25 protein-coding genes are annotated in these 23,592 nt (G+C 62.1%); 21 read left to right on the plus strand and 4 right to left on the minus strand.

Annotation, left to right across the window (positions count from 1 at the left end):
• Window positions 1–12: 12 nt before the first annotated feature.
• Together VOI18_RS02970 and mdh are read left to right on the plus strand one after the other, a co-directional pair.
• Entirely contained in the window at window positions 13–690 is a 678-nt protein-coding gene (locus tag VOI18_RS02970) for an O-methyltransferase (RefSeq protein ID WP_323760918.1), read from the plus strand.
• A 254-nt stretch (window positions 691–944) separates the two neighbouring features.
• The gene (mdh, locus tag VOI18_RS02975; RefSeq protein WP_323760919.1) at window positions 945–1,907 is read left to right on the plus strand and encodes a malate dehydrogenase; all 963 of its coding nucleotides are present in this window, start codon (window positions 945–947) and stop codon (window positions 1,905–1,907) included.
• Window positions 1,908–2,041: 134 nt separating this feature from the next.
• Here mdh and VOI18_RS02980 read toward each other — a convergent pair whose 3' ends face one another.
• Complete coding sequence (locus tag VOI18_RS02980) at window positions 2,042–2,557, minus strand: TspO/MBR family protein (protein WP_323760920.1); 516 nt, start codon at window positions 2,555–2,557, stop codon at window positions 2,042–2,044.
• Between the two features lie 203 nt (window positions 2,558–2,760).
• Between VOI18_RS02980 and VOI18_RS02985 the strand changes: the two genes are divergently transcribed.
• A complete protein-coding gene (locus tag VOI18_RS02985) occupies window positions 2,761–3,303 on the plus strand; it encodes a GNAT family N-acetyltransferase (RefSeq protein ID WP_323760921.1) in 543 nt (180 codons plus the stop codon).
• Here VOI18_RS02985 and VOI18_RS02990 read toward each other — a convergent pair.
• The gene (locus VOI18_RS02990) at window positions 3,300–4,037 is read right to left on the minus strand and encodes a LytTR family transcriptional regulator DNA-binding domain-containing protein (RefSeq protein ID WP_323760922.1); all 738 of its coding nucleotides are present in this window, start codon (window positions 4,035–4,037) and stop codon (window positions 3,300–3,302) included. The genes VOI18_RS02985 and VOI18_RS02990 overlap by 4 nt on opposite strands.
• 161 nt (window positions 4,038–4,198) lie before the next feature.
• Here VOI18_RS02990 and VOI18_RS02995 point away from each other — a divergent pair, with 161 nt between their 5' ends.
• From VOI18_RS02995 to VOI18_RS03080, 18 genes are all read left to right on the plus strand, one after another.
• The gene (locus VOI18_RS02995; RefSeq protein ID WP_323760923.1) at window positions 4,199–4,627 is read left to right on the plus strand and encodes a DUF2141 domain-containing protein; all 429 of its coding nucleotides are present in this window, start codon (window positions 4,199–4,201) and stop codon (window positions 4,625–4,627) included.
• A 9-nt stretch (window positions 4,628–4,636) separates the two neighbouring features.
• Window positions 4,637–6,151 (plus strand): carotenoid oxygenase family protein, encoded by a 1,515-nt coding sequence (locus VOI18_RS03000; protein ID WP_323760924.1) that lies wholly within the window; start codon window positions 4,637–4,639, stop codon window positions 6,149–6,151.
• 99 nt (window positions 6,152–6,250) lie between these two features.
• Entirely contained in the window at window positions 6,251–6,973 is a 723-nt protein-coding gene (locus VOI18_RS03005; protein ID WP_323760925.1) for a hypothetical protein, read from the plus strand.
• Between the two features lie 735 nt (window positions 6,974–7,708).
• Window positions 7,709–7,999, plus strand: a complete 291-nt coding sequence (locus tag VOI18_RS03010) for a DUF2282 domain-containing protein (RefSeq protein WP_323760926.1) — start codon at window positions 7,709–7,711, stop codon at window positions 7,997–7,999.
• 72 nt (window positions 8,000–8,071) lie between these two features.
• Window positions 8,072–8,911: a DUF692 domain-containing protein gene (locus VOI18_RS03015; protein WP_416374852.1), complete on the plus strand. Its 840-nt coding sequence runs from the start codon at window positions 8,072–8,074 to the stop codon at window positions 8,909–8,911.
• Window positions 8,904–9,653, plus strand: coding sequence for a DNA-binding domain-containing protein (locus VOI18_RS03020; RefSeq protein ID WP_323760928.1), 750 nt, complete (start codon window positions 8,904–8,906; stop codon window positions 9,651–9,653). The genes VOI18_RS03015 and VOI18_RS03020 overlap by 8 nt, the downstream gene beginning before the upstream one ends.
• Window positions 9,650–10,186 carry a DoxX family protein gene (locus tag VOI18_RS03025; RefSeq protein WP_323760929.1) on the plus strand — a complete coding sequence of 179 codons (537 nt, stop codon included), beginning with the start codon at window positions 9,650–9,652 and terminating at the stop codon, window positions 10,184–10,186. The genes VOI18_RS03020 and VOI18_RS03025 overlap by 4 nt, the downstream gene beginning before the upstream one ends.
• 85 nt (window positions 10,187–10,271) lie before the next feature.
• Window positions 10,272–10,700 (plus strand): TQO small subunit DoxD, encoded by a 429-nt coding sequence (locus VOI18_RS03030; RefSeq protein ID WP_323760930.1) that lies wholly within the window; start codon window positions 10,272–10,274, stop codon window positions 10,698–10,700.
• A 101-nt stretch (window positions 10,701–10,801) separates the two neighbouring features.
• On the plus strand, window positions 10,802–12,175 hold the full coding sequence (locus VOI18_RS03035) for a hypothetical protein (RefSeq protein WP_323760931.1): 1,374 nt from the start codon (window positions 10,802–10,804) through the stop codon (window positions 12,173–12,175).
• 101 nt (window positions 12,176–12,276) lie between these two features.
• Window positions 12,277–13,479, plus strand: a complete 1,203-nt coding sequence (gene sucC, locus VOI18_RS03040) for an ADP-forming succinate--CoA ligase subunit beta (protein ID WP_323760932.1) — start codon at window positions 12,277–12,279, stop codon at window positions 13,477–13,479.
• Window positions 13,476–13,682 carry a hypothetical protein gene (locus VOI18_RS03045; RefSeq protein ID WP_323760933.1) on the plus strand — a complete coding sequence of 69 codons (207 nt, stop codon included), beginning with the start codon at window positions 13,476–13,478 and terminating at the stop codon, window positions 13,680–13,682. Before sucC ends, VOI18_RS03045 begins: the two co-directional genes overlap by 4 nt.
• Entirely contained in the window at window positions 13,682–14,590 is a 909-nt protein-coding gene (gene sucD / locus VOI18_RS03050; protein WP_323760934.1) for a succinate--CoA ligase subunit alpha, read from the plus strand. Before VOI18_RS03045 ends, sucD begins: the two co-directional genes overlap by 1 nt.
• Before the next feature lie 188 nt (window positions 14,591–14,778).
• Entirely contained in the window at window positions 14,779–17,763 is a 2,985-nt protein-coding gene (locus tag VOI18_RS03055) for a 2-oxoglutarate dehydrogenase E1 component (RefSeq protein WP_323760935.1), read from the plus strand.
• A gap of 37 nt (window positions 17,764–17,800) precedes the next feature.
• Window positions 17,801–19,381: a 2-oxoglutarate dehydrogenase complex dihydrolipoyllysine-residue succinyltransferase gene (odhB, locus tag VOI18_RS03060; RefSeq protein ID WP_323760936.1), complete on the plus strand. Its 1,581-nt coding sequence runs from the start codon at window positions 17,801–17,803 to the stop codon at window positions 19,379–19,381.
• Window positions 19,382–19,391: 10 nt separating this feature from the next.
• Window positions 19,392–19,838, plus strand: coding sequence for a hypothetical protein (locus VOI18_RS03065; protein ID WP_323760937.1), 447 nt, complete (start codon window positions 19,392–19,394; stop codon window positions 19,836–19,838).
• An 82-nt stretch (window positions 19,839–19,920) separates the two neighbouring features.
• The gene (locus tag VOI18_RS03070) at window positions 19,921–20,379 is read left to right on the plus strand and encodes a hypothetical protein (protein WP_323760938.1); all 459 of its coding nucleotides are present in this window, start codon (window positions 19,921–19,923) and stop codon (window positions 20,377–20,379) included.
• Between the two features lie 98 nt (window positions 20,380–20,477).
• The gene (gene lpdA, locus VOI18_RS03075) at window positions 20,478–21,878 is read left to right on the plus strand and encodes a dihydrolipoyl dehydrogenase (protein WP_323760939.1); all 1,401 of its coding nucleotides are present in this window, start codon (window positions 20,478–20,480) and stop codon (window positions 21,876–21,878) included.
• A gap of 192 nt (window positions 21,879–22,070) precedes the next feature.
• On the plus strand, window positions 22,071–22,628 hold the full coding sequence (locus VOI18_RS03080) for a GNAT family N-acetyltransferase (RefSeq protein WP_323760940.1): 558 nt from the start codon (window positions 22,071–22,073) through the stop codon (window positions 22,626–22,628).
• 10 nt (window positions 22,629–22,638) lie between these two features.
• Here the strand turns inward: VOI18_RS03080 and VOI18_RS03085 are convergent, their stop codons facing one another.
• Entirely contained in the window at window positions 22,639–22,938 is a 300-nt protein-coding gene (locus VOI18_RS03085) for a transcriptional regulator (protein WP_323760941.1), read from the minus strand.
• Window positions 22,939–23,553: a hypothetical protein gene (locus tag VOI18_RS03090; protein WP_323760942.1), complete on the minus strand. Its 615-nt coding sequence runs from the start codon at window positions 23,551–23,553 to the stop codon at window positions 22,939–22,941.
• Window positions 23,554–23,592 lie beyond the last annotated feature (39 nt).

Here is a 23,592-nt window from a genome sequence, read left to right on the forward strand (position 1 = left end):
GGAGGATTGACCATGTCGAGATCGATCGGACTGGATGACACTGTGACGGCCTATGTGCGAAGGGCTAACCGGGCCGAACCGGCGGCGTTGAAGCGATGCCGGCTGGAGACGGACGCCATGGGAGATATTGCTCGCATGCAGATATCGCCCGAGCAGGGCGCCTTCCTGCAATTGTGTGCTCGTTTGGTATCCGCGAGGACGGCGGTGGAAGTTGGTGTTTTCACCGGCTATTCCGCGCTGGCGACCGTGTTGGCCATGCGTGAGATGCATGGGTCGGAAGCCCGGCTTTATGGTTGCGATGTCTCGGAACCCTATACAACCAGGGCCCGCGAATACTGGGACGAGGCGGGGGTCGCCAGACAGATCGAGCTGAGATTGGGTGATGCGCGAGACACGCTCGCAGCGCTCGCGGGCGAGATTGGCGGCACCGTCGACATGGTTTTCATCGATGCCGACAAAACCGGGTATGACGACTACTATGAAGCCGCGCTCGAACTGGTCCGGCCAGGCGGTCTGGTCCTGTTCGACAATGTCCTGTGGAGCGGCAGCGTGGCTGACCCGGCCAAGCGGGCCGCCGACGCGGATGCCGAGGCCTTGGCCGAACTGGCCGGCAAGGTGCGTGATGATGACCGGGTCGACATGGCGTTTACAACATTGGGCGACGGTATCCTGATGGCGGTCAAGCGTTGACCCGTCACCGGCCCCTGAACGCCAGGCCGCGGCGTTCTAAGGCCCGCACCAGCATCGGTTCCGACTGATTGTGCGGTTTCCGGCTAGGGCCAGGCAAAGGTGTGATGTCCGAACCTGTTTGCCGCGCGGCCGGAAATCCATGCCCGCAAGCGGGATTGTGGCACCTGCGTCGATATCGCCGCCTTGCCGAAGACGCCGCGCAGCGCTAGACCGCTGGCCAACTGCTTGAATATCCCCACAAGAGGAGCTCCCCCATGGCCCGTAACAAGATTGCGCTCATCGGATCCGGAATGATCGGTGGCACCCTGGCCCACATCGCCGCCCGCGAAGAGCTGGGCGATGTCGTCCTGTTCGACATTGCCGAAGGCGTTGCCAAGGGCAAGGCGCTGGACATTGCCGAAGCCAGCCCGGTTTTCGGCAAGGACTCCAAGCTCGCCGGTGCCGACGACTACGCCGCGATCGCTGGCGCCGATGTCTGCATCGTAACCGCCGGCGTGCCGCGCAAGCCGGGCATGAGCCGCGACGACCTGCTGGGCATCAACCTGAAGGTCATGAAGGCGGTGGGTGAAGGCATTGCCAAACACGCGCCGGACGCGTTCGTGATCTGCATCACCAACCCGCTCGACGCCATGGTCTGGGCGCTGCGTGAATTCTCCGGCCTGCCGCACAACAAGGTCGTCGGCATGGCCGGCGTGCTCGACAGTGCGCGTTTCCGTCACTTCCTCGCCGACGAGTTTGAAGTCTCGGTCGAAGATGTCACCGCCTTCGTGATGGGCGGCCATGGCGACACCATGGTGCCGCTGCTGCGCTATTCCACGATCGCCGGCATTCCGGTGCCGGACATGATCAAGATGGGCTGGTCGACGGACGAGAAGATGGACGCGATCGTCGATCGGACCCGCAAGGGCGGTGGCGAGATCGTTGCGCTGCTGGGTACCGGCTCGGCCTTTTACGCCCCGGCTGAAAGCGCCATCGACATGGCTGTGTCCTACCTGCGTGACAAGAAGCGCATCCTGCCTTGCGCCGCCTATCTCTCCGGCCAGTTCGGCCAGGACGATCTCTATGTCGGCGTTCCGGTCGTGATCGGCGCGGGTGGTGTCGAGAAGATTGTCGAGATCGAGCTCAATGCTGACGAACAGACCATGTTCGACAACTCGGTCGACTCCGTGAAGGGCCTTGTCGCGGCCTGCAAGGGCCTTGAGCCATCTCTGGGTTGATGCGTGAGCTGTCTTTTTAACGTGAAACGCCGACCCGACCGGGTCGGCGTTTTCATGTCCGGATCCGCGTGGCGGAGCGGTTGTCAGATGTCTGCGGAGTTCGGCTGTGGTGCTGGCGTGGGCGGGTCAGTGGTTCAAAGCCCACCCGCGAAGGTGCCGGGCGAGTTCAGGCGCATCAGTTCAAAGCCGAGGACCAACAACATGGTCAGCCAGGCGAAGGGGACCCACAACAGGACGCCGGCGGGCGACGAGGCCCGCCCCACGATACCGGTCGCGAACAGCGCATAGACCCACATCGCCATCGCCGCAAGGAAGCCCAGTGCCGGGTCACGCGACCCGAAAAAAACGCAGATCTGCATGGCCATGCCGGCAACAAGCAGCGCGATCAGGAGCGTACACAACAAACGCATGCCATCGCGGCCGCTCCGCTGGGCGATCCATAATGACACGGCAATGAACTCGGGAACGAGGATCCCGATAATGTTCATCACGGCAAAACTGGGCGCCCAGTTCGGAGCATCCAGCGTTTCGACCCAGTCCATCGCGCCGGTGGCATGAAGCCAGCCTGACAGGCCGCCCGCCAGTGAGGCGGCGCCGATCAGGTATGCCAGCAGCGTGATGATGCCTGGACCGTGCCGATTGTCGGCCATGAACGAATATACCCACTCTGAACAACGTCGACCGCATCCGGTGCAAGAAATGATCCAGTCGGGACTTGCATCCGGGCCACGGTCGGTGAACCAGCATATCCATCGATCCGGCACCGATGTACATGCAGGCGCTCATAAGGAATGTGTGATTGCGTCCCGAGGATTTAACTTGACCCGGGGCGCGCCGGTCCGTGCACTGGGGCATGACCCAAATCACCCTGGAAACCGACCGTCTCATTTTGCGCCAGCCGGATCTGTCCGACTTCGAGCCCTTGTGTGAATTGATGGCGGATGAGGAAACGGCCCGGTTTATCGGCGGCGTTCAGGAGCCGGCTCTGGTCTGGCGCGGCTTGTGTGGAATCGTCGGTCACTGGGCGTTGCGTGGCTATGGGTTTTTCTCGGTGTTCGAGAAATCAAGTGGCGGCTGGGTCGGTCGGGTCGGACCCTGGTTTCCGCATGGCTGGCCGCAACCGGAAATCGGTTGGTCCCTCAATCGTTCGACCTGGCGAAAAGGGTATGCGACGGAAGCCGCTGCCGCGTGCATGAATCACGCGTTCGACACTCTGGGCTGGCCTGATGTCATTCATCTGATCGACGCGGATAACCTGCCCAGCCAGGGCGTCGCCCGCAAGCTCGGCTCGCGCGACCTCGGTACCGATGTCGAGGTAGCAGGCTTCGGCATGATCGTTGATGTGTGGGGACAAAGCGCCGACGAGTGGCGAGTCGCCCGCAAGTCGCTTGGCTAGTACCAGCCTGCCTCACGCAATTTGGGAGCGTAAGTCCGGCTGACCGGTGCGGTCAAGGTCTCCGTCAGGATCAGTCGGGCGCGCCCATCGCCGCGTTCTGCCGACTGGACGGCATCCCTCGCCACCCACCACGACCGGTGTGTTCGCGCGCCGTCGAGCGCCTCCACCGCGCTGACAGCATCGCTCAAACGCATCAGGATGAGTGCGTCACCACGGTCGGTATAGACACGCAGGTAGTGATCCTCCGCCTCGAGCGCCAGCAGGCGTGCCCGTCTCAGGCGTGGCGGCAGCTTGTCAGTCAGCGAGCGGGCGGGCCTGGCATCCGACGCCGGGCCGTCAGACCGGTCTCGCCGGTCAGCCAGGATCGAAATCGTGACCACGCCGGCAGAAATCACCCAGACCAGAAAGAAGATGACCGGGGCGACCGAGATCGGAAAGGGCTGACCGATCAAGGCCTGGATAGTGGCGACACCGACGAAGACCGGCAGGCTGACCAATACGGATATCGCGAGCCCGGTCGCCGGTCGCGGCCAGTCGGGCAGGTACCGGTCGAACAGCCAGGAAAAAAAGCTTCCCGACCCCCAGCCCAACGCCATGAGACCGGTCCAATAGAACCATACCCCGGGCACGCCGAACTGATGAGAGTCATAGGGCCCCAAAATCGAGAGGAAGCTTCCCAGTGCGACGATGGCAGCAAGGCTGGGAAGGAGGGAGCGTAGCCGTTCGAGTATCATCTTCACCGTCATTCACGAAGCGCGAACGCACACCTAACGCAATTCGCGAAGCCTGGCAGCCCGTTTGCGCAAATTGGGTCGCGACGCAATCGGATGCCGGCCATCTATCAATCCGTCACGCCGGAACACCCGGCCCTACCGGAGTATTGAAGATGAGATTGATGACATCCACCCTTGTTGCAGCCGTTCTGGCTTCCATGACCTCCAGCCTCGCTGTCGCCGATGATGGCGTCGCCACATTGACGCTGGAGATCGGCAGCGTGGCGCCGACGGACGGGTTTGTGATGATCGGCGTCTATGACAGCGAGGCGGCCTGGAATGACGGCCCTGCCGTCGCCGGAATCCGTGCTGTGGTCGACGGTGACCAGATCACGGTTGTCATCCCCGACCTGCCAGCCGGCACATATGGCGTGAAAATGTATCACGATGTGGATGCGGACGGTGAGATGGACACCAATCTGATGGGTATCCCCAGCGAGCCCTTCGCGTTTTCAAACAATGCACGTGGCCGGTTCGGTCCGCCCGCCTGGATCGATGCGGCATTCGAACTCGCCGCCGACGGCTCCGTTCATTCTGTCAGTTTCGATTAGGAGGGACGCATGGCGACGACCTCACGCCGAGACGCACTCAAACTGCTGGCCGCTGCCGGAGGCGTCGCCGCGCTGCCGACATCCGCCTGGGCGCGCCAGGCCGATCCGGTCTTCGCGGACTATCAGGCTGCGAGTCAGACCGACCCCTGGACGCTTGTCGTCCGCGACGCACCGGCTGCTGGTTTCGACGGTCGGCCGGAGCTTGTATCCGGCACCGCACCCGACGGCTTGACCGGCACACTGTTTCGCAATGGTCCCGGGCGGTTTTCACGCCAGGACTGGCGCTATCGTCACTGGTTCGACGGGGACGGGTTTTTGCAGGCCTGGAACATCTCGCCTGACGGGCTGCGCCACCAGGGCCGCTTCATCCAGACCGACAAGTGGCAGGCTGAAGAGGCTGCCGGCCGCTTCATCGTGCCGGCATTGGCATCCGTCCCTCCGCAACCGGGAGGCTTGAGCGGTCCGGATGACATGAATGTCGCCAATACATCCGTCCTCCTGCTGGGAGACGAATTGCTCGCGCTGTGGGAAGGCGGGTCGGCTTGGTCCATCAATCCGGACACGCTTGAAAGTCAGGGTGCCCGTCGTTGGGGCAATGGCCTGGACGGGGTCCCGTTCTCGGCTCACCCGAAACGCGAACCGGACAGTGGAATCGTCTGGAACTTCGGACAGGACGCAATCCGGGACCGAATGATCATCTGGAAAATCGGAGCCGACGGTGCCTTGCTGGATGCCGGCCTGGTTGATGATGTCCCCGGTGGCATGGTGCATGACTTTGTCATCACCGAGCACTCGTTGGTTTTCCTGGTTGGAAGCTATCGGTTTCAGCAGATGCGGCTGCCTTTCCTCGACAGCTTCGCCTTCGACCCGGCGGCACCGATGATGGCCATCGCCATCGACAAGAATGACTGGAGCCGTCGTCGCACCTGGGAATTGCCGCCCGGATTCCTGTTCCACTTCGGTGGTGCCTGGGAGGAAGCGGACGGGACTATCCGGCTTGATGCCGCCCTGTCACAGGATGCGCGTTTTGCGATGGCAGGTGCCTACGACATCATGCGGGGCCAAGCTGAAACCCAGACCGACTCGCAAGCGCGACACAGGCAGGTGACGTTGGCGGCGGGCGGGCGCAGCCGGATCGAGTCGCTCGGCGATGGTTTCATTGAATTTCCGCAGATTGATCCGCGCTTCACCGGTCTGCGCCGCCGTGAAACCTGGCATATTGCCTGGGACGCCGACCAGCCGCGCGGTGCCACGCGGATCGAGCGACGCAATCTGCATTCAGGCGAGCATGACCGATTCGACCACGGTGAGGGTGTCTATGTCGAGGAGCCGCTCTTCGTGCCCGCATCGCCAGCCGCTCCGGAGGGCGAGGGATGGATCCTGCACACAGCCTTGAACACCCGAATGCAACAGACAGAGTTGCACGCTTTCAACGCACAGAACTTGTCCGACGGGCCGGTTGCCAGCTGGCGCCTGCCCTACGCCTGCCCGTTCGGGTTTCATGGGTGTTGGCGACCCGGATAAACCCGGCCCTGACCGCGACCGAGTTAATGTGATGGCAAGGCCCGGGACATCTCGCGCGTGAAAGCTTGGGCTCCCGGCTCGGGCGCTGGGAGACTACACATGCATAAGCTTTGCCTGGCTGCGGTTTGCGCAGCGAGTTTCATCACTTTGCCGGCCGAAGGCCAGAGCAGTGACTGGCGGTCCCGAATGGACCGAGACGCCCTGGCGGCGGGAGAGATTTATCTCGAGCTTCAGTTTGAAGGTGAGGCGGACGGGTTCATGCGGCTCGGCTGGCAGGTGGAGGGCGACGAGATCGCCATCTACGACCGCACCATGTGGGCATCGCGCGAGATCTACGAGACGATGGAGGCTCGTATTCGCTTGGCCGACCTGGAGCCTGTGTCGGTTGACATCCGGTTTCATCAGGGCGGGCAGTATTTCGAGACGGCCGGGACGTTCGAACCGGGTCGGGTGACGGGAAGCACCCGTCTTGTGCGACCGGGGCAGCCGGACACCCTCCACGCGATCGATACGGGTCTGGCCGACGGCGCCATCCTGCGCGCGAGTTTCTTCGTGCTGACGGCAGCGCTGCCGATGGAGCTCGGCGAAGAGGTGGCTTTCAGCTGGTATGCGCCGATGGGGAACACGACCGCGGACATCACATTACGGGCGGTCGAGGCGGTGGTCATCGAAACGCCGGCGGGCACGTTCAATACGCATCGGATCGAACAGCGCGGCGGTACACCCGCGAATGACATTTTCGTGGACCGTGACACCGGGCGCATTGTCCGGATCGACATTGGCGGGCAACCCATGCGTTTTGTGGCGTCGGCGACTGATTAAGCGCCCTCTCGGGACTTGGTTGCGATTGACGGGGGCGAAAGATTTGTGGCGTCAAGTCGCACCCCTCGCAGCCGCCCCATGCGCGCCTTTCACCGGCTTGTCACAGTCTTTGCTGCCGGATTCATGACGCTTGCGTCGCTAGGTCAGGCGTCGGCGCGGCGTGATGTGCCGGTCAATGTCTGCAACGAAACCGGTGTCAGTGCGGCCTTTGCGACGGGCTACCGGACGACAGCTGCAGGTGCTCGGACATTGAGACGCTGGTTCCTGGGTTGAGTCCGGTCGATGCCGTTGCCTTTCTGCCCCGGGGTGACGGTTTGTTTGAGCGGGTCTCCGGCCAGACGCCGGGGAATGGCCAATGCGCTGATCTCTATCGCGGTTCCCCCCGGGGCGATCCGGTCCTGGTCGGGGCTGTGGGTCGATCCAATACCGGTACAGACCAGCCATTCTGCCTGCCCGGTGGGTTGTCCCGCGAGCAAAATGGTTCAGGCGGAATCACATGAATTCCGCACGGATGTGTCCCGCTTCACAGTTTTTCTCGAGTAGCTGACGGGACTTGCAAGCCATGCCTCAACCGCACATGACGCCGCGATGAGGCTGTCCTGACGGTCGGTCACGCGATGGTGACGGCCCGCGCTGTGACGTGATTGGTGCCGAACGACAGAGCACGGCAGGTTTCGGGGGTCAGGGCGTCGCATACTTCCCCGCCCGACATCACCCATCTGGAGAATGCACACCATGAACGCACCTACGCGAACCGCGACCCTTGCCGTTTCTGCCCTTGCGCTGTCGCTGTCTGCCGCCGCCGCCCAAGCCAGCACGCTCAGCGCTGATGACGAAATGGAGCAGTGCTATGGCATCGCCCTGGCTGGCGAGAATGATTGCGCGGCCGGTCCGGGCACGACTTGCGCCGGGACATCCACAACAGACTATCAGGGCAATGCGTGGACCTATGTCCCGGAAGGAAGTTGCGAGTCGATCGCGACGCCTTATGGCAATGGGTCCCTGACCCCGGTCGAGCGCCCTTGATTGCTTGAGCCCAGGCGAATCGGGGTCGGGAGACCGACCCCGTGGAGGCCGTCCGGCATGACGCATCCCGATATGTCCCCCTTCGCAGGCGTGAGCCTGAAGCCCGAGCATTTTCGCTCGGCGCTGGATGCCCGTGCGGACGGCCTCTGGCTCGAGGTCCATCCCGAAAACTACATGGTCGAAGGCGGACCTCGTTTGCGGTGGCTCGATGCCATCCGGGCGGAACACCCGCTGAGCCTGCATGGTGTCGGCCTGTCCCTCGGCGGGGCTGATCGGCCCGATCCGGAACACCTCGAGCGATGGGTGCGCCTGATCGAGCGCTACCAGCCGGAACGAATTTCCGAGCACCTCGCCTGGTCCGCCCTGGACGATGTCTGGTTCGCGGACCTTCTGCCGGTGCCGATGACCCGGATGGCCCTCGAACGCTTCTGTCGCAATGTCGATATCATGCAGACCAGGCTGGGCCGTCAGGTGTTGATTGAAAATCCGGCGCGTTATCTGCGATTGGGCGATGAATGCGACGAAGCGGAGTTTCTGGCCGAAACCGTCAACCGAACCGGGTGCGGCTTGCTTCTGGACGTCAACAATCTGTACATCTCAGCTCATAATCTGGACACGGATCCCGCCCATTGGCTGGCCAGAATACCGCAGGACGCGATCGGTGAAATCCACCTCGCCGGACATGAGCCCGATGGGGCGCTCGGCGACAAATTGCTCATCGATACGCATGGAACGGACGTGGACGATTCGGTCTGGGCCCTGTTTGCGCGTGTGATCTCGGAGATCGGGCCCCGCCCCACGCTGATCGAGCGCGACGCCAATCTGCCGACATTCGAACACTTGATGGCCGAACGTTCGCTTGCCCAACGCCATCTCGACAGCGTTTGCCGACCCGAGGCCGCTCATGCCTGACTGTTTCTATTCGGACTTCGCCGTCATGCTGCGCGGCGGAGCGGCCTCTGGAGCCTGGAGCTCTCACCCTGACATTGCCGCTCGGTGCGCCATCTATCGCAACAATGTGGTCAATTCGGCTATCGAGGCCTTGAGAGCGGCGTACCCGACAGTCAACAAGCTGACCGGCGATCGCTTCTTTTCACCGATGGCCAAAGCCCATTGGCAGAACAATCCGCCCCAAACACGCACAATGACGCTTTACGGTGCCGGGTTTGCGGCCCATGTGCGTGACTACGCGCCGGCGTCCACGCTTCCCTATCTGGCGGATATCGCGCGCCTTGATCGCGCCTGGCTGGAAGCGATGCATGCGCCAGATGCGGTGCCATGCTGGGCCCGGACTGTTGCCGCGATGGCTCCACAAGAGCTGCCGAACCTGGCTCCGGGACTACATCCGTCCGTCCGGGTGCTGCATCTTGACTGGCCGGTTCATGCCGTCTGGTCCGCGCACCGTTTCGGGCAGCCTGCTGGCGAGACCCGACTCGCCCCCCAGGCCGAGGCCGTCATTCTGTATCGCCCGCAAACCGACGTGTTTTCGGCGCGACTGACCGCCGCCGACGCGATCTTCCTTGACCGCCTCGGAGCCGGAGCCTCGCTCTCGACGGCGAGTGCCGCCGCTTTGGTCGAGGACCCGTTTTTCGATGCGGCCAAGGCGTTTGGCGACGCCCTGACGGCCGGTTACCTGGCTGGAGACCTGACATGACACCGCTCACTCACGCTCGACGCCTGCATGCCGGCCTGACCGCCTTTGCAGCGCGATGGATTGCTCCGGACGCCCTGCCATTGCTGGCGAGGTTGACCCTTGCCGGCGTTTTCTGGCGGTCACTGCTGACCAAGGTGAGTACGGTAAAACTGTTCACCTACACCGAGCTCATCAATGACTTTGAGGTCGAACGCTCGCGCCTGCGCCTCCCGGAATTGCCGCTCGAGCTGAAAGCGGCGGCGATGCAGCAGTTCCGGGGCGATTTTGCCCTTCCGCTATTGCCGCCGGACCTGGCCGCATGGATGGCCACCCTGGCGGAACTGGTGCTTCCGGTCCTGCTGGTGCTCGGGATACTCACCCGTATCAGCGCCCTGGCCCTGGTTGGTATGACCCTGGTCATTCAGGTGTTTGTCTATCCCGAAGCGTGGTGGGCGACCCACGCCTTGTGGGTGGTGATCGGGTTGTATATCGCGGTCACCGGGCCCGGCCGGATATCGATTGATCATCAGGCTGCGCGATTTTTCGCGCGATAGGTGCGTTTGATTGCCCGCCAACTCCCTGTGCGGCATGGTTGGATCTGAGGCCGGCCGGCCTCGATGGTGCAGCCCGGGGGGGCAAATGGATACAACGGGTCAATCGGCGCGTGCCGAACGCTTTTTGCCGGACTGGATTGTCGGTGGCGCCATCCGGATCGCCCTGGTGCCTGGCTTGTGGGCTTGGGGGCGTGCAAACGCCGGGATCTGGCCGGAGGTCATGCCTGACACAATCGCCGCGGCTGCGATCTGGAATATCCCTTTTTTGTCCGCATCACAGACCGCCCAGATCGCCGTGTGGGGTGCGCAACTGGTCGCTTTCCTCCTGCTGGTCGGATTCCTGACGCGATTGGTGGGGTTTGCCTTGCTGGTCGCTTGCGGCGTCTACGCGTTCTGGGTCATGCCTGAGGCGTGGACGTCCGTCGCTGTTCTCGCCGCTGCCGGATTTTACCTGTTCGCACGTGGTGGTGGCGCCTTCTCGATCGACGGAGCGATAGTGGCGACTTTGCGATAAGCATCTCAACGCGATAGTCCCGCCAACAGACTTACAAATTCGCAAGACATACGACCGCAGAGTGTGGTGGCTCGGGTTTGCCCCAAACGGATCGACCGCACATGTCGCCAGAAATGCGTCAAAAACTGAAGAAGGCCCTGGCGGGCCGGACCTCTGTGGACATGGGGCAATTCCAGTTCCTGAACCTTGAGAGAGTCCGGGCCCGCGCCGGCGAAGACTGGCCCAAGCTCCGCGAGAAAGTCTACGAGACGTCGACACAATTCATCGAGCGACGGATCAAGCCGGATGATGTGATGCTCAGGGTCCAGGGTGGGTTCCTGATTATCTTCAAGGCCGCGGACGTTGAGGCCGCGGACGAAATCGTCGACGCCATTTCAGGCGAGTTGAACACGTTTTTCCTCGGGCAGCCGGAATTGGCAGAGGTCCGTGCCGAAGGCGAGGCGCGTGATGTGCCAACCCATGAACTTCTCGATATTGTCGCCCGGTCGCAGCCTCATGAGCCTGAACCCGATCCCAAAAAGCCGGCGAAGGTCGCGCCCGTACGGGGCGGTGAGCAGGCGCCGCCATGGCAGACCGCGCCGGTAAAGGAGCGCGATGACGATGATCGGACGCGTTGGGTTGAGGGGCCAAGACCCGAGCCGCGCGGTCGCCCGTCCATTGTCGCAGGTGCATCGCCGGCTTCCAGCGGTCCGCGTCCAAGCTGGGACGACATTGTTTTCAAACCTTGTTGGGACAGCCGGAAGGCGGTGATCAGCCACAGCCTGTGCGTTGCCCGCAAGGTGATCGACGGCTTCGCCTACTACGGGCGCGAAACCCTTTCGGGTTCAGCCGACCGTGACCAGCATCGTCAGCTTGATCGCGCCATCGCCCTTGCCGCCCAGCGCGGATTTCAGCGCGCACGTGCCGCCAAGCGCGCCGGCATGATCGTTGTCCCGGTGCATTATGACAGCCTGTCGTCGGTGTCGCGCCGGATGGCGTATTTCAAAGTCTTGCAGCCGATACCCGAGCCGGCACGGAAATTTTTCCTGTTGCGGGTGGACGGCATTCCGGACGGCGCTCCGATGGCACAGATGCAGGAAGTCTTCCGGTCGATGAAGCATTTTGGGGCCTATGTGCTGGCTCACCATGCCTTTGGCTCACAGCGACTCGATCGTTTCGAGAGTTGCGGTATCGGCGTCCTCAGCGCCGAAACGCCCGCCCGGCTCAATGACGGCGGTGTCAGCGAAAAGGACTTGTTGGCCTGTGTCGATTGGGTGACCGCGGGTCGTTCCCTGACCGCCGATACCTGGCTCACGCAAATCGGCAATCCGGCCCTTGTCGAGGCGGCCATGTCTGCCGGAGTGCGGTACTTCTCAGGGCCGGTCATTGGCCAGGAATCGGATCAGCCGATACCGGCGCGCCGCCTTGGACTGGCAGACATCCTCAACCCCCCGACAGACGATGAGGAAGGTGACGACACGTTCGAGATCGACTGACAATTAGTCGCTGCGAGTGCGTTGCGCCGCAGCAGCCCAGTGCTATAAGGCGAGTCCATTCTGGCCGTTTTGTCGCTCCCTTCCTCCCGCGAGGCCCTTTCATGAATATCCACGAACATCAGGCGAAAGCCGTCCTGAAATCCTTTGGCGCACCGGTCGCTGAAGGCGTTGCCATTTTCTCTGCCGACGAGGCAGCCGCAGCCGCAGACAAGCTGCCCGGACCGCTCTGGGTCGTGAAGTCGCAGATCCACGCTGGTGGACGCGGCAAGGGCAAATTCAAGGAACTTGGTCCCGACGCCAAGGGCGGTGTCCGTCTTGCCTTTTCCAAGGAAGACGTGATCGCCAACGCCAAGGACATGCTGGGCAATACGCTGGTGACTCACCAGACCGGCCCGGACGGCAAACAGGTCAACCGTCTTTACATCGAAGACGGGGCCGATATCGCCACCGAGCTCTATTGTTCGCTCCTGGTGAACCGCGAAACCGGCCAGGTTGCCTTTGTCGTTTCCACCGAGGGCGGCATGGATATCGAGGAAGTCGCGGCGGAAACGCCGGAGAAGATCCAGACCATCGATATCGACCCGTCGACCGGCGTGACCGACGCCTCTGCGGCTGCCGTGTGTGATGCGCTGAAGCTGGAAGGCCAGGCGCGCGACGACATGATGGGGCTCGCCAAGATTCTCTACACAGCCTTTTGCGAGAAGGACATGTCGATGCTGGAGATCAATCCGCTGATCGTCATGGACAACGGCCATGTCCGCGTTCTCGACGCCAAGGTCTCCTTCGACGGCAATGCACTCTTCCGTCACCCGGACATCATGGAGCTGCGTGACACGACCGAGGAAGACGCCAAGGAAATCGAGGCCTCCAAATATGACCTCGCCTATGTCGCCCTCGACGGGGATATCGGCTGCATGGTCAATGGCGCCGGCCTTGCCATGGCGACCATGGACATTATCAAGCTCTACGGCGCCGAGCCGGCCAACTTCCTCGATGTTGGCGGTGGTGCCACCACCGAGAAAGTCACGGCCGCCTTCAAGATCATCACCGCCGACCCGAACGTCAAAGGCATCCTGGTCAATATCTTTGGCGGCATCATGCGCTGTGACGTCATCGCCGAGGGTGTGGTCACCGCGGTCAAGGATGTCGGCCTTCAGGTCCCGCTTGTGGTCCGGCTGGAAGGCACCAATGTCGCCAAGGGCAAGCAGATCATCAATGAAAGCGGTCTCAACGTGATCGCCGCCGATGACCTCGACGACGCTGCCCAGAAAATTGTCGCCGCCGTGAAGGGTGGTGCTGCGTGACAAGCGCCGAGGACATTCTGTTTGCACTGATGCCTTTGGCATTGTTGATCGGCGTGGTGTGCATTTCTGTGATGCTCATCCTGCGCGCAGGCAAACGGTCGTCAGCGGTACTCCGGATGCTCGAGAAGCAGGCTTCTGTGAATCGGGAAATCGCGACGAGCCTTCAGTCTATTGAAGGCCTACTGAAAGACAGGAAAAACTGATGTCGATCATCGTCGATAAGAACACCAAGATCATCGTCCAGGGCCTCACCGGCAAGACGGGAACCTTTCATACCGAGCAGGCGCTGGAATACTACGGCACCAAGATGGTTGCCGGCGTACACCCGAAAAAGGGTGGCGAGAGCTGGTCGGCCGGCATTGACGGCGCCGCCTCGCTGCCGATCTTCGCCTCGGTTGGCGAAGCCCGGGACGCGACCGGCGCCGACGCCTCCGTGATCTATGTCCCGCCGGCCGGTGCCGGCGCGGCGATCATCGAGGCGATTGATGCCGAGATCCCCTTCATCGTCTGCATCACCGAGGGCATTCCGGTGATGGACATGGTCAAGGTCAAGGATCGTCTCGACAAGTCGAACTCCATGCTGCTGGGCCCGAACTGCCCGGGTATCCTCACGCCGGAAGAATGCAAGATCGGCATCATGCCGGGCTCGATCTTCAAGAAGGGCTCCGTGGGCGTGGTATCGCGCTCGGGAACGCTGACCTATGAAGCTGTCTTCCAGACCTCGCAGGTCGGCCTCGGCCAGACCACGGCGGTCGGTATTGGCGGTGACCCGGTCAAGGGCACCGAATTCATCGACGTGTTGGAAAAATTCCTCGCCGACGACGAAACCAAGTCGATCATCATGATCGGCGAGATCGGTGGCTCGGCCGAAGAAGACGCGGCGCAATTCCTGGCTGATGAAGCCAAGAAAGGCCGCTCCAAGCCGACGGTCGGATTCATCGCTGGTCGCACAGCGCCTCCGGGCCGGACCATGGGCCATGCCGGCGCCATCGTCTCCGGCGGCAAGGGCGGCGCGGAAGACAAGATCGCGGCCATGGAAGCGGCTGGTATCACGGTCTCCCCGAGCCCGGCGCGTCTTGGTACGACCCTCGCGGACGTGCTCAAGGGCTGATTGCCCGCATCATCGTGACAACAACAAGCCGCGCTCCGGGCCTCCGGGGCGCGGTTTTGTTTTGTCACCATCTTGGCAGCAGACCCGCGCCAATCCCTTTCGTGTGGCGCGGATTGAGCATAGAGGGTTGGTTAACCGACACGGTTTAACCCCATCCAGACACACTCCTGACTCAGGCCTCCCCCCACATGTCTGACCAAAACCGCTCCCAAGAAAACCAGAACTTCCTGGACACCTCATTCCTCCAGGGCGCCAACGCCGTCTATCTCGAGCAGATGGCCGCGGCTTACGCCTCTGATCCGAACTCGGTGCCGCCCAGTTGGAAAGCCTTTTTTGCCGCCATGGGCGATGCGCCGGCCGAAAGCTCGCACGCCGCACGTGGCCCGGCCTGGAAGCGCGCCGACTGGCCGCGCCAGGCCAATGGCGAGATGGTCTCGGCGCTGGGCGATATCGGGCCCGATGAGGGTGCGATGGTCGACAAGGTCGCCAACCACGTCGCGGCAACCAATCCCGGAGCCAATGCGGAGGATGTCCGCAAGGCAACCCAGGCTTCAATCCGCGCCATCATGATGATCCGCGCCTACCGTATGCGCGGGCACCTGGCGGCCGATCTCGATCCGCTGGGGCTGACAGATTTTGGCTATCAGGCCGAGCTGGACCCGGCGACCTATGGCTTTACCGGGGCGGCGCTCGACGAAGAGATCTTCATCGACGGCTATCTCGGTCTGGAGACAGCGACCCCGCGGGTGATGCTCGACATCCTCAAACGCACCTATTGCGGCCCGCTCGGTGTCGAGTTCATGCATATTTCAAACCCCGAAGAGAAAGCCTGGCTGCAGGAGCGCTTCGAGGGGCCGGACAAGGACATTTCCTTCACGAAGGAAGGCAAGATTGCCATCCTGTCCAAGTTGATCGAATGCGAACGATTCGAGCAGTTCCTGCACAAGCGTTACCCGGGCACCAAGCGTTTCGGCGTGGATGGCGGCGAGAGCATGGTTCCGGCGCTCGAGCAGGTCATCAAGCGCGGCGGCTCGATGGGCGTCGAGGACATCATCATCGGCATGCCGCACCGTGGGCGCCTCAACGTGCTCGCCTCGGTGATGGGCAAGCCCTATCACCAGATCTTCCATGAGTTTCAGGGCGGCAACACCCAGGGCGAGGAAGAGTTCGGGTCCGGTGACGTGAAGTATCACCTGGGGGCCTCGTCAGACCGCGAGTTTGACGGCAACAAGGTTCACCTGTCCTTGACCGCCAACCCGTCACACTTGGAAGCGGTTGATCCGGTCGTGCTCGGCAAGGCTCGGGCCAAGCAGGAAGAGAATTGCCGCAAGAAAGCGGGCACGCCGCGTTCCAGTGTTCTGCCCCTGCTTTTGCACGGCGACGCGGCCTTTGCCGGCCAGGGCATTGTGACGGAGTGCCTCGGCCTGTCGGGCCTGCGCGGCCATCGCACGGGTGGTGCGATCCACTTTATCGTCAACAACCAGATCGGTTTCACGACTGACCCCAAGGACAGCCGCTCAAGCCCGTATTGCTCGGATGTGGCGCTGATGGTCCAGGCGCCGATATTCCATGTCAATGGTGACGACCCGGAGGCCGTGACCCACGCCACCCGCATGGCGACGGAGTACCGTCAGCTGTTCGGCAAGGACGTGGTGATCGACATGATCTGCTACCGCCGCTACGGCCACAATGAAGGTGATGATCCAACCTTCACCCAGCCGATCATGTACCGCATCATCAAGGACATGCCGCCGGTCAAGAAAAAGTACCAGGACCGGCTCCTGGCCGAGGGTGTCCTGACGGCCGCTGAGGCCGAGGCGATCGAGAATGAGTTCGATACCTTCCTCGAAAAGGAATTCAACGCCGGCAAGGATTTCGAGCCGAAGAAGGCGGACTGGCTGGATGGGCGGTGGTCCGGACTGGGTCTGGCCGAGGGCGATGACCGTCGCGGCGAGACGTCGGCCACTACCGAGAGCCTGATGACAGTCGGCATGGCGATGACCGAGATTCCCGACGGGATCAACATCCATCGCACGCTGAAACGCGTCATTGGCAGCCGTCGCGAAGCGATCGAGACGGGTACCGGGATTGACTGGGCGACGGCCGAGCACCTCGCTTTCGGCACGCTGCTCACCGAGGGTTTTCCGGTTCGGCTGTCCGGACAGGATTGCGGGCGCGGCACTTTCTCGCAACGCCATTCCCACATCATCGATCAGGAAAGCGCTGAAAAATATACGCCACTCAACAATCTGGCGCCGGACCAGAAGAAGTATGAAGTGATCGACTCCATGCTGTCCGAAGAGGCCGTTCTCGGCTTCGAGTATGGCTTCTCGCTGTCGGCGCCCAACACGCTGGTCATGTGGGAGGCCCAGTTTGGTGACTTCACCAATGGCGCCCAGGTGATCATTGACCAGTTCATCTCCTCAGGTGAGCGCAAATGGCTGCGCATGTCCGGCCTGACGATGTTGTTGCCGCACGGCTATGAGGGGCAGGGGCCCGAGCACTCTTCAGCGCGCCCCGAACGCTTCCTGCAGCTGTGCGCGGAAGACAACATGCAGGTGGCGAACTGCTCGACGCCGGCAAACTATTTTCACATCCTGCGCCGCCAGATCCACCGCAATTTCCGTACGCCGCTGGTGATCATGACGCCGAAGAGCCTGCTGCGGCACAAGCGCTGTGTTTCACAACTGGCCGCTATGGGGCCGGGTTCCTCCTTTCACCGCGTGCTCTGGGACGACGCTGACGAGGCGTCGCGGCCTGAAGGTGAAATCCGCCAGACCTCGCTCAAGCTGAAGGCGGACAGCGAGATCCGGCGTGTCGTTCTTTGCACCGGCAAGGTCTATTATGACCTGTTGGAAGCGCGCGAAAATCGCGGAACCGACGATGTTTACCTGATGCGGGTCGAGCAGCTTTATCCTTTCCCGTACAAGGCGTTGATCGCCGAAATTGGGCGATTCCCGAACGCCGAAATCGTTTGGTGTCAGGAAGAGCCGCGCAACATGGGCTACTGGACTTTTGTCGAACCGAATATCGAGTTCGTGCTCGGCAAGGTCGGCGGGACCGCACAGCGCCCTCGCTATGTCGGGCGCGTGCCGACCGCGTCGACAGCGACCGGCATCGCCTCGAAGCACAAACAACAACAAGACGCCCTGGTCGATGAAGCCCTGTCCTAGGGGCCGGCCAACCTTGATTTGAAGGAAGACGAGAGACATGACCGATATCACCGTGCCGCAGCTCGGCGAGAGCGTCACTGAAGCCACCGTGGGCAGCTGGATGGTCAAGACCGGCGATACTGTCTCCCGGGACGATGTCCTGGTCGAGCTGGAAACCGACAAGGTTGCTGTTGAAGTCCGCGCGGAAGCCGACGGTGTGATGGGCGAGATTTTCGCGTCAGAAGGCGACAATGTTGAGATTGGCGCCCGATTGGCAGTGATCGAGGCTGCCGGCGGTGCCGGCGGTGCCGATGCAGCCGATGCTGCCGAACCGGCCAGTGAGGCTGGCGGTACGGACGACGAGGACGTCGACGACAACAAAGCTGGCGAGGAAACGGCAAAGTCCGCGGCGCCGTCGTCGGGCGACACCGTTGACGCGACTGTTCCGCAAATGGGTGAAAGCGTCACGGAAGGCACGATTGGTTCCTGGCTGGTCAAAGCCGGCGATACGGTCGACATCGACCAGGCCCTGGTCGAGATCGAAACCGACAAGGTCGCGGTGGAAGTTCCGTCTCCCGTGGCCGGCGTGGTCGCCGAACTGCTGGTGGACGAAGGCGACACGGTCGCTCCCGGTGATGCCGTCGCGCGCATCAATGAGGGCGGATCGGCGCCGGCCGAAGACACGAATTCCAAGGCTTCTGACAGTGCCGACCCGGCAAGCGAAAAGAAAACCATGCCGTCGGCGGCGCGGGTAATCGAGGAGAACAAACTCGATGCCAATTCAATCGAAGGCTCTGGCAAGGATGGTCGTATCACCAAAGGTGATGCACTGAAGGCTGCTGCCGCGCCAAAAGCCGCGACATCAACCGCCCCGCCCGCGGCCGCACCGGCCAAGACACCCGCGGCGCCGTCGGCGCCGACCGCTCCGCGCGAAACCGGGCCTCGTGAAGAGCGCGTGCGCATGACGCGTCTGCGACAGACCATCGCCAAGCGGCTCAAGGACGCACAGAACGCTGCCGCGATCCTGACCACCTATAACGAGGCCGACATGTCGGCCATCATGGCGGCCCGGAAAGCGCATCAGGAAGCCTTCGTCGCCAAGCACGGCGTCAAGCTGGGCTTCATGAGTTTCTTTGTGAAGGCGTGCTGTCACGCTCTCAAAGAGGTGCCCGCTGTCAATGCCGAGATCGATGGCGCCGACATCATCTACAAGAATTATTACGACATGGGCGTGGCTGTCGGCACGGATCGCGGCCTCGTGGTCCCTGTGGTGCGCGATGCCGATCAGATGACCCTCGCGGAGATCGAGAAAGAGATCATTCGCCTCGGGAAGCGGGCGCGAGACGGCAAGCTTTCGATCGACGAGATGCAGGGCGCGACCTTCACTATCTCGAATGGTGGCGTATACGGGTCATTGATGTCCATGCCGATCCTGAATGCCCCGCAATCGGGCATTCTCGGCATGCACAAGATCCAGGAACGCCCGATGGCCGAGAATGGCCAGGTCGTGATCAAGCCCATGATGTATCTTGCGCTTTCCTATGACCACCGGATTGTGGACGGCAAGGAAGCCGTGACTTACCTGGTGCGCGTGAAGGAGAACCTGGAAGATCCACAACGCATGATGTTTGACCTCTAGGGGATCGGTCATGCCGCTAATTCGACATGTTCTCGTCGTGCTGGCGGCCTTGAGGGGCATCTACGGATTGCGGTCGCCGATTGCAGGATTTCTGCATCAGGCCGGTTTCGAGGGGCAGTTCGGTTTCTCCGTTTCCGTGACACGGATGCTGGCCGAGACCGGTCTGGCCCTGTCAATTTTGTCCCTGACGCTTCAAATCGGGTATTTTGTCGTCGCTTGGGCCATCTGGCGCGGTGCGCGTTGGCTGATCTGGCTCGCTCTGGCCGTTTATCTGATCGATCAGGCGATGTGGGTCGGCTTCAGTGTCAGGCCTGAGGACGTGGCCGCCCATCAACAGGCCAGGGTCGACGAGAACTTTGACCCGGACTTGATGGACTGGGCTCTGTTCACGGTCGAGACGTTGATTGCAGCTGGAGCGCTTGCGGTAGGTGTTCGGGCGGGGTCGGAAGACGCATGAGGGGCGTGTCCGGAAATTGACGGCTCGCAGGGGTGACGCCACGGTCGGGACGAGTGGCGTGTCCGACACAAGGGGCTTGGACGTGACGGCAAAACTGGTGTTGGTTTCGGCAAGATGGGTGCTGGTTGTTGCAATTGGCGCGTGGGCACTCAATCAGCTGTCATCTGCGGCCGATGTTCTCGCCGTCAAGTTTGGCGACGCGGTCTCGGCGGGCATTGATCCAAGCCTGATCATTATCGTGGAGGCGATGGGCCCGTTTCTCGTCCTGCTCACCATGGCCAACGCCATTTGCTATGCAGCGAGCACGGTTTTGCTGGCGACGCGGTTTGCGGCGGCACTGCCAGTCTATGCGGCAGCTGTGGTGTTTGATCTGACCGGGTGGATGGTCTACTCGTCGACCTCCACCTACGATTTTTGGGCGGCCTCGACGCCGGCTCCGGCGGACTGGGTCGCCAACGGACTGCTTCTGGCTGGATTGATTGTCATGATCGCCCTGCGCCAGGCCGGTTCCATCCCGCGGCATCTGCTCCGGGACCACTGACCAGCTGCGGCTGCAGGGATTTGCCCCTTACACCATGACCCCCGCGGGGGCATATAGGACCAACAGGCCGCGATCGCGGCAAGCAGAACGAGGCGAGCATGTCGGACACGTATGATATCGTAATCATTGGCGGCGGCCCCGGCGGCTACAACTGTGCGATCCGCGCCGGCCAACTCGGTCTCAAAACGGCCTGTGTCGAAATGCGGGGCACCTTGGGCGGGACCTGTCTGAATGTGGGCTGCATTCCCTCGAAGGCCCTGCTGCACGCGTCCGAGCTGTTTGAAACCGCCAGCACCCAGTTTGCAGAACTCGGTATCAAGACAGGCCCGGTCGAACTCGATCTGGATGCCATGCTTGGACAGAAGGATGAGGCCGTTGACGGGCTCACCAAGGGTATCGAGTTTCTCTTCAAGAAGAATGGCGTGGACTATATCCGCGGCCGTGGGCGGATCGCCGGATCCGGCAAGGTCGAAGTAGACGCGGAATCCGGCCGCTCGACACTGGCGACGAAAAATATCGTCATCGCGACCGGATCTGAAGTCACGCCGCTTCCCGGCGTCACCATTGACGAGAAGCGGATTGTGTCGTCCACCGGCGCCCTCGCCCTGGAGAAAGTGCCCGGCAAGCTGGTCTTGATTGGCGCCGGCGTGATCGGGCTGGAACTCGGCTCGGTCTGGCGCCGGCTGGGCGCTGAGGTGACGGTTGTCGAATATCTCGACCGGATTCTGCCAGGGATGGACAGCGAGTTGGCGAAGACCGCTCAGCGGACTTTTGCCAAACAGGGGATGGACTTCAAACTGGGTACCAAGGTGACGGGTGTTGATGCGTCCGGTGAAACCCTTGTGGTGAAGCTGGAGCCGGCCGCCGGTGGTGAAGCGGAAACGCTCGAAGCTGACACTGTCCTGGTTTGTATCGGGCGTCGCCCCTTCACTGACGGACTCGGCTTGGAGACCGTCGGTCTTGAAACCGATCAGCGTGGGTTCATTGCTCACGACCATTATAGGACTTCGGCGGAAAACGTCTGGGTGGTTGGCGATTGCACCCATGGACCCATGCTGGCGCACAAGGCAGAAGACGAAGGGGTCGCTTGTGCCGAGCGGATTGCCGGCAAGGCGGGACATGTGAACTATGGCGTGATCCCGGGCGTGGTTTATACCGCTCCAGAAATAGCCAGCGTCGGTCTGACCGAAGATGAGCTCAAGGCGTCCGGTCGCAAGTACAAGAAGGGCAAATTCCCCTTCCAGGCCAATTCGCGCGCACGCACCAATCATGCGACGGACGGTTTCGTGAAAATTCTGGCGGATGCCGAGACCGATGAAATCCTGGGCGCGCACATGATCGGTGCCAATGTTGGTGAAATGATCGGGGAGCTGTGCGTCGCCATGGAGTTCCGGGCGGCGTCCGAAGATGTCGCGCGGACCTGCCATCCACACCCCACGCTGACGGAAGCCATTCGCCAGGCAGCCATGGGTGTTGAAGGTTGGACGATGCAGTCCTGATCGCCCTGGTGAAGGCTGTCCGTCGCTGCGTCATCACCCTGTCGCAGAGATAGGCAATGGTTGGTTTTGGTGACCCGTCCTAGTTCGCGGCCTGGCGCGCTCGTGACACGAGTGTAGGCGGGCCCGTACAGTCGCGATATTGTAGGGCGGACCGGGCTTGAAAGCGCCCGGGCGGCCTGTTTGCTTCAAGTCTTGGAATTCACGCTGATGCCAAAGCCGATCGAAATCGCTTCGCCGCGCTTGCGGCTGGTGGCGCTCAATGCGGAGCTCGCATCGTTGCAGCTTGATGACCGAGCTGCGTTTTTTCGTGTGCTCGGTGTTGAACCCGAGCCGACCTGGCCTCCCGAATTGATGGATCAGACAGCGATGGAGTGGACGCGCGAGCAGTTACGCGCCCATCCTGCCGACACCGGCTGGTTTTCGTGGGTCTACATCTCGCCGGTGATGAATCGGTTGTTGGGCGTTGGCGGATTCAGGGGCGGGCCAGACGCGGAGGGGGCAATCGAGATCGGGTACTCCATGCTGATCTCATACCGCGAACAGGGGCTCGCGACAGAGGGCGTCATGGCGCTGCTTGATTGGGCCTATACACATGAGCGGGTCAAATCGGTTATGGCCCAGACCCGCGATGATCGCGATGCCTCACATCGGGTGCTCGAGAAGGCCGGCTTTGTCCAAGGTGAAACCCCGCAGGATTCCGGATCGGATGTGATCGTCTGGCATCACAGGCCCAACCGCAAGGTCGCCTGACGGCGAGTGGTCAGGGCTGTATCAGGGCCCGCAACTGGTCGAGATAAGCGAGCCAGGCTGTCCGGCCTGTTTGGGTCAAGGCAGCGCGGGTCTGCGGTTTGCGATCCACGAAGCGCTTCTCGATTTCGACATAGCCCGCCTCCTCCAGCTTGCGCAGGTGCACAGACAGATTGCCGTCCGAGGCGCTGGTGCGCTGCTTGATCTCGCCGAATGTCGCGTCGCTGACCGCCGACAGATAGGCCATGATGGCCAGGCGAAGCTTGCCATGGATCACCTCGTCGAGGTTGGTGGCATCGAATGGCTCAGACATTCACGCGGCCTCCGTCGCCGGCTCCCCGCGCAACAATACAACGCCCGGGATAATGGCCAGGACCGCAACCGCAGCGGCGGAGAACAGATAGAGGTCCGGCGTGCCGGTCAAGCTGAGGCCGAAGCCACTGGCAAGCCAAGCCAGAATGGCGGCGCCATGCATCCAGCGGGCACCACCCAATTGGGCGCTGACGTGGAATGAGAGGCCGTATCCGGCAAACGCGACCAAGGGGATGGTGTCGAACAGGATCAGATGTCCGCGCCCAAGCAGGTTGGCGGCAACAGCGCCGATCGCGTAGGCGGCAACCATCCAAGTGACGCCGCGCCAGGCGGCGGCTTCGCCGCGGTTGTTGACGGCGCCACGACCGGGTTTGCCGCTCAGGCTGCGGGCCAGCAATGCGGAGCCGATCATGCCAACGACACCATAAATGAGCCAGACGAATCCGACGAATTGGGCCGGTATACCGATCAAACCGGTGATGATCGACCAGTGCGCCAGCAGGGCCGGCGCTGCGAGGCCGCCCCACCAGACAAAAAAGCGTCCGCTCAATGATGGAGCGCGCTGGCCGCTGGCAGCGACGTCGCGGAGAAATTCGAGATCTGTCTGTTCGGTCATGGCGCTTCCTCAAGAACTTTAGTAAACAAAGTAGTGAAT

It is taken from the genome of Maricaulis sp. (assembly GCF_034670125.1).
In the GTDB taxonomy this organism is placed as follows: domain Bacteria; phylum Pseudomonadota; class Alphaproteobacteria; order Caulobacterales; family Maricaulaceae; genus Maricaulis.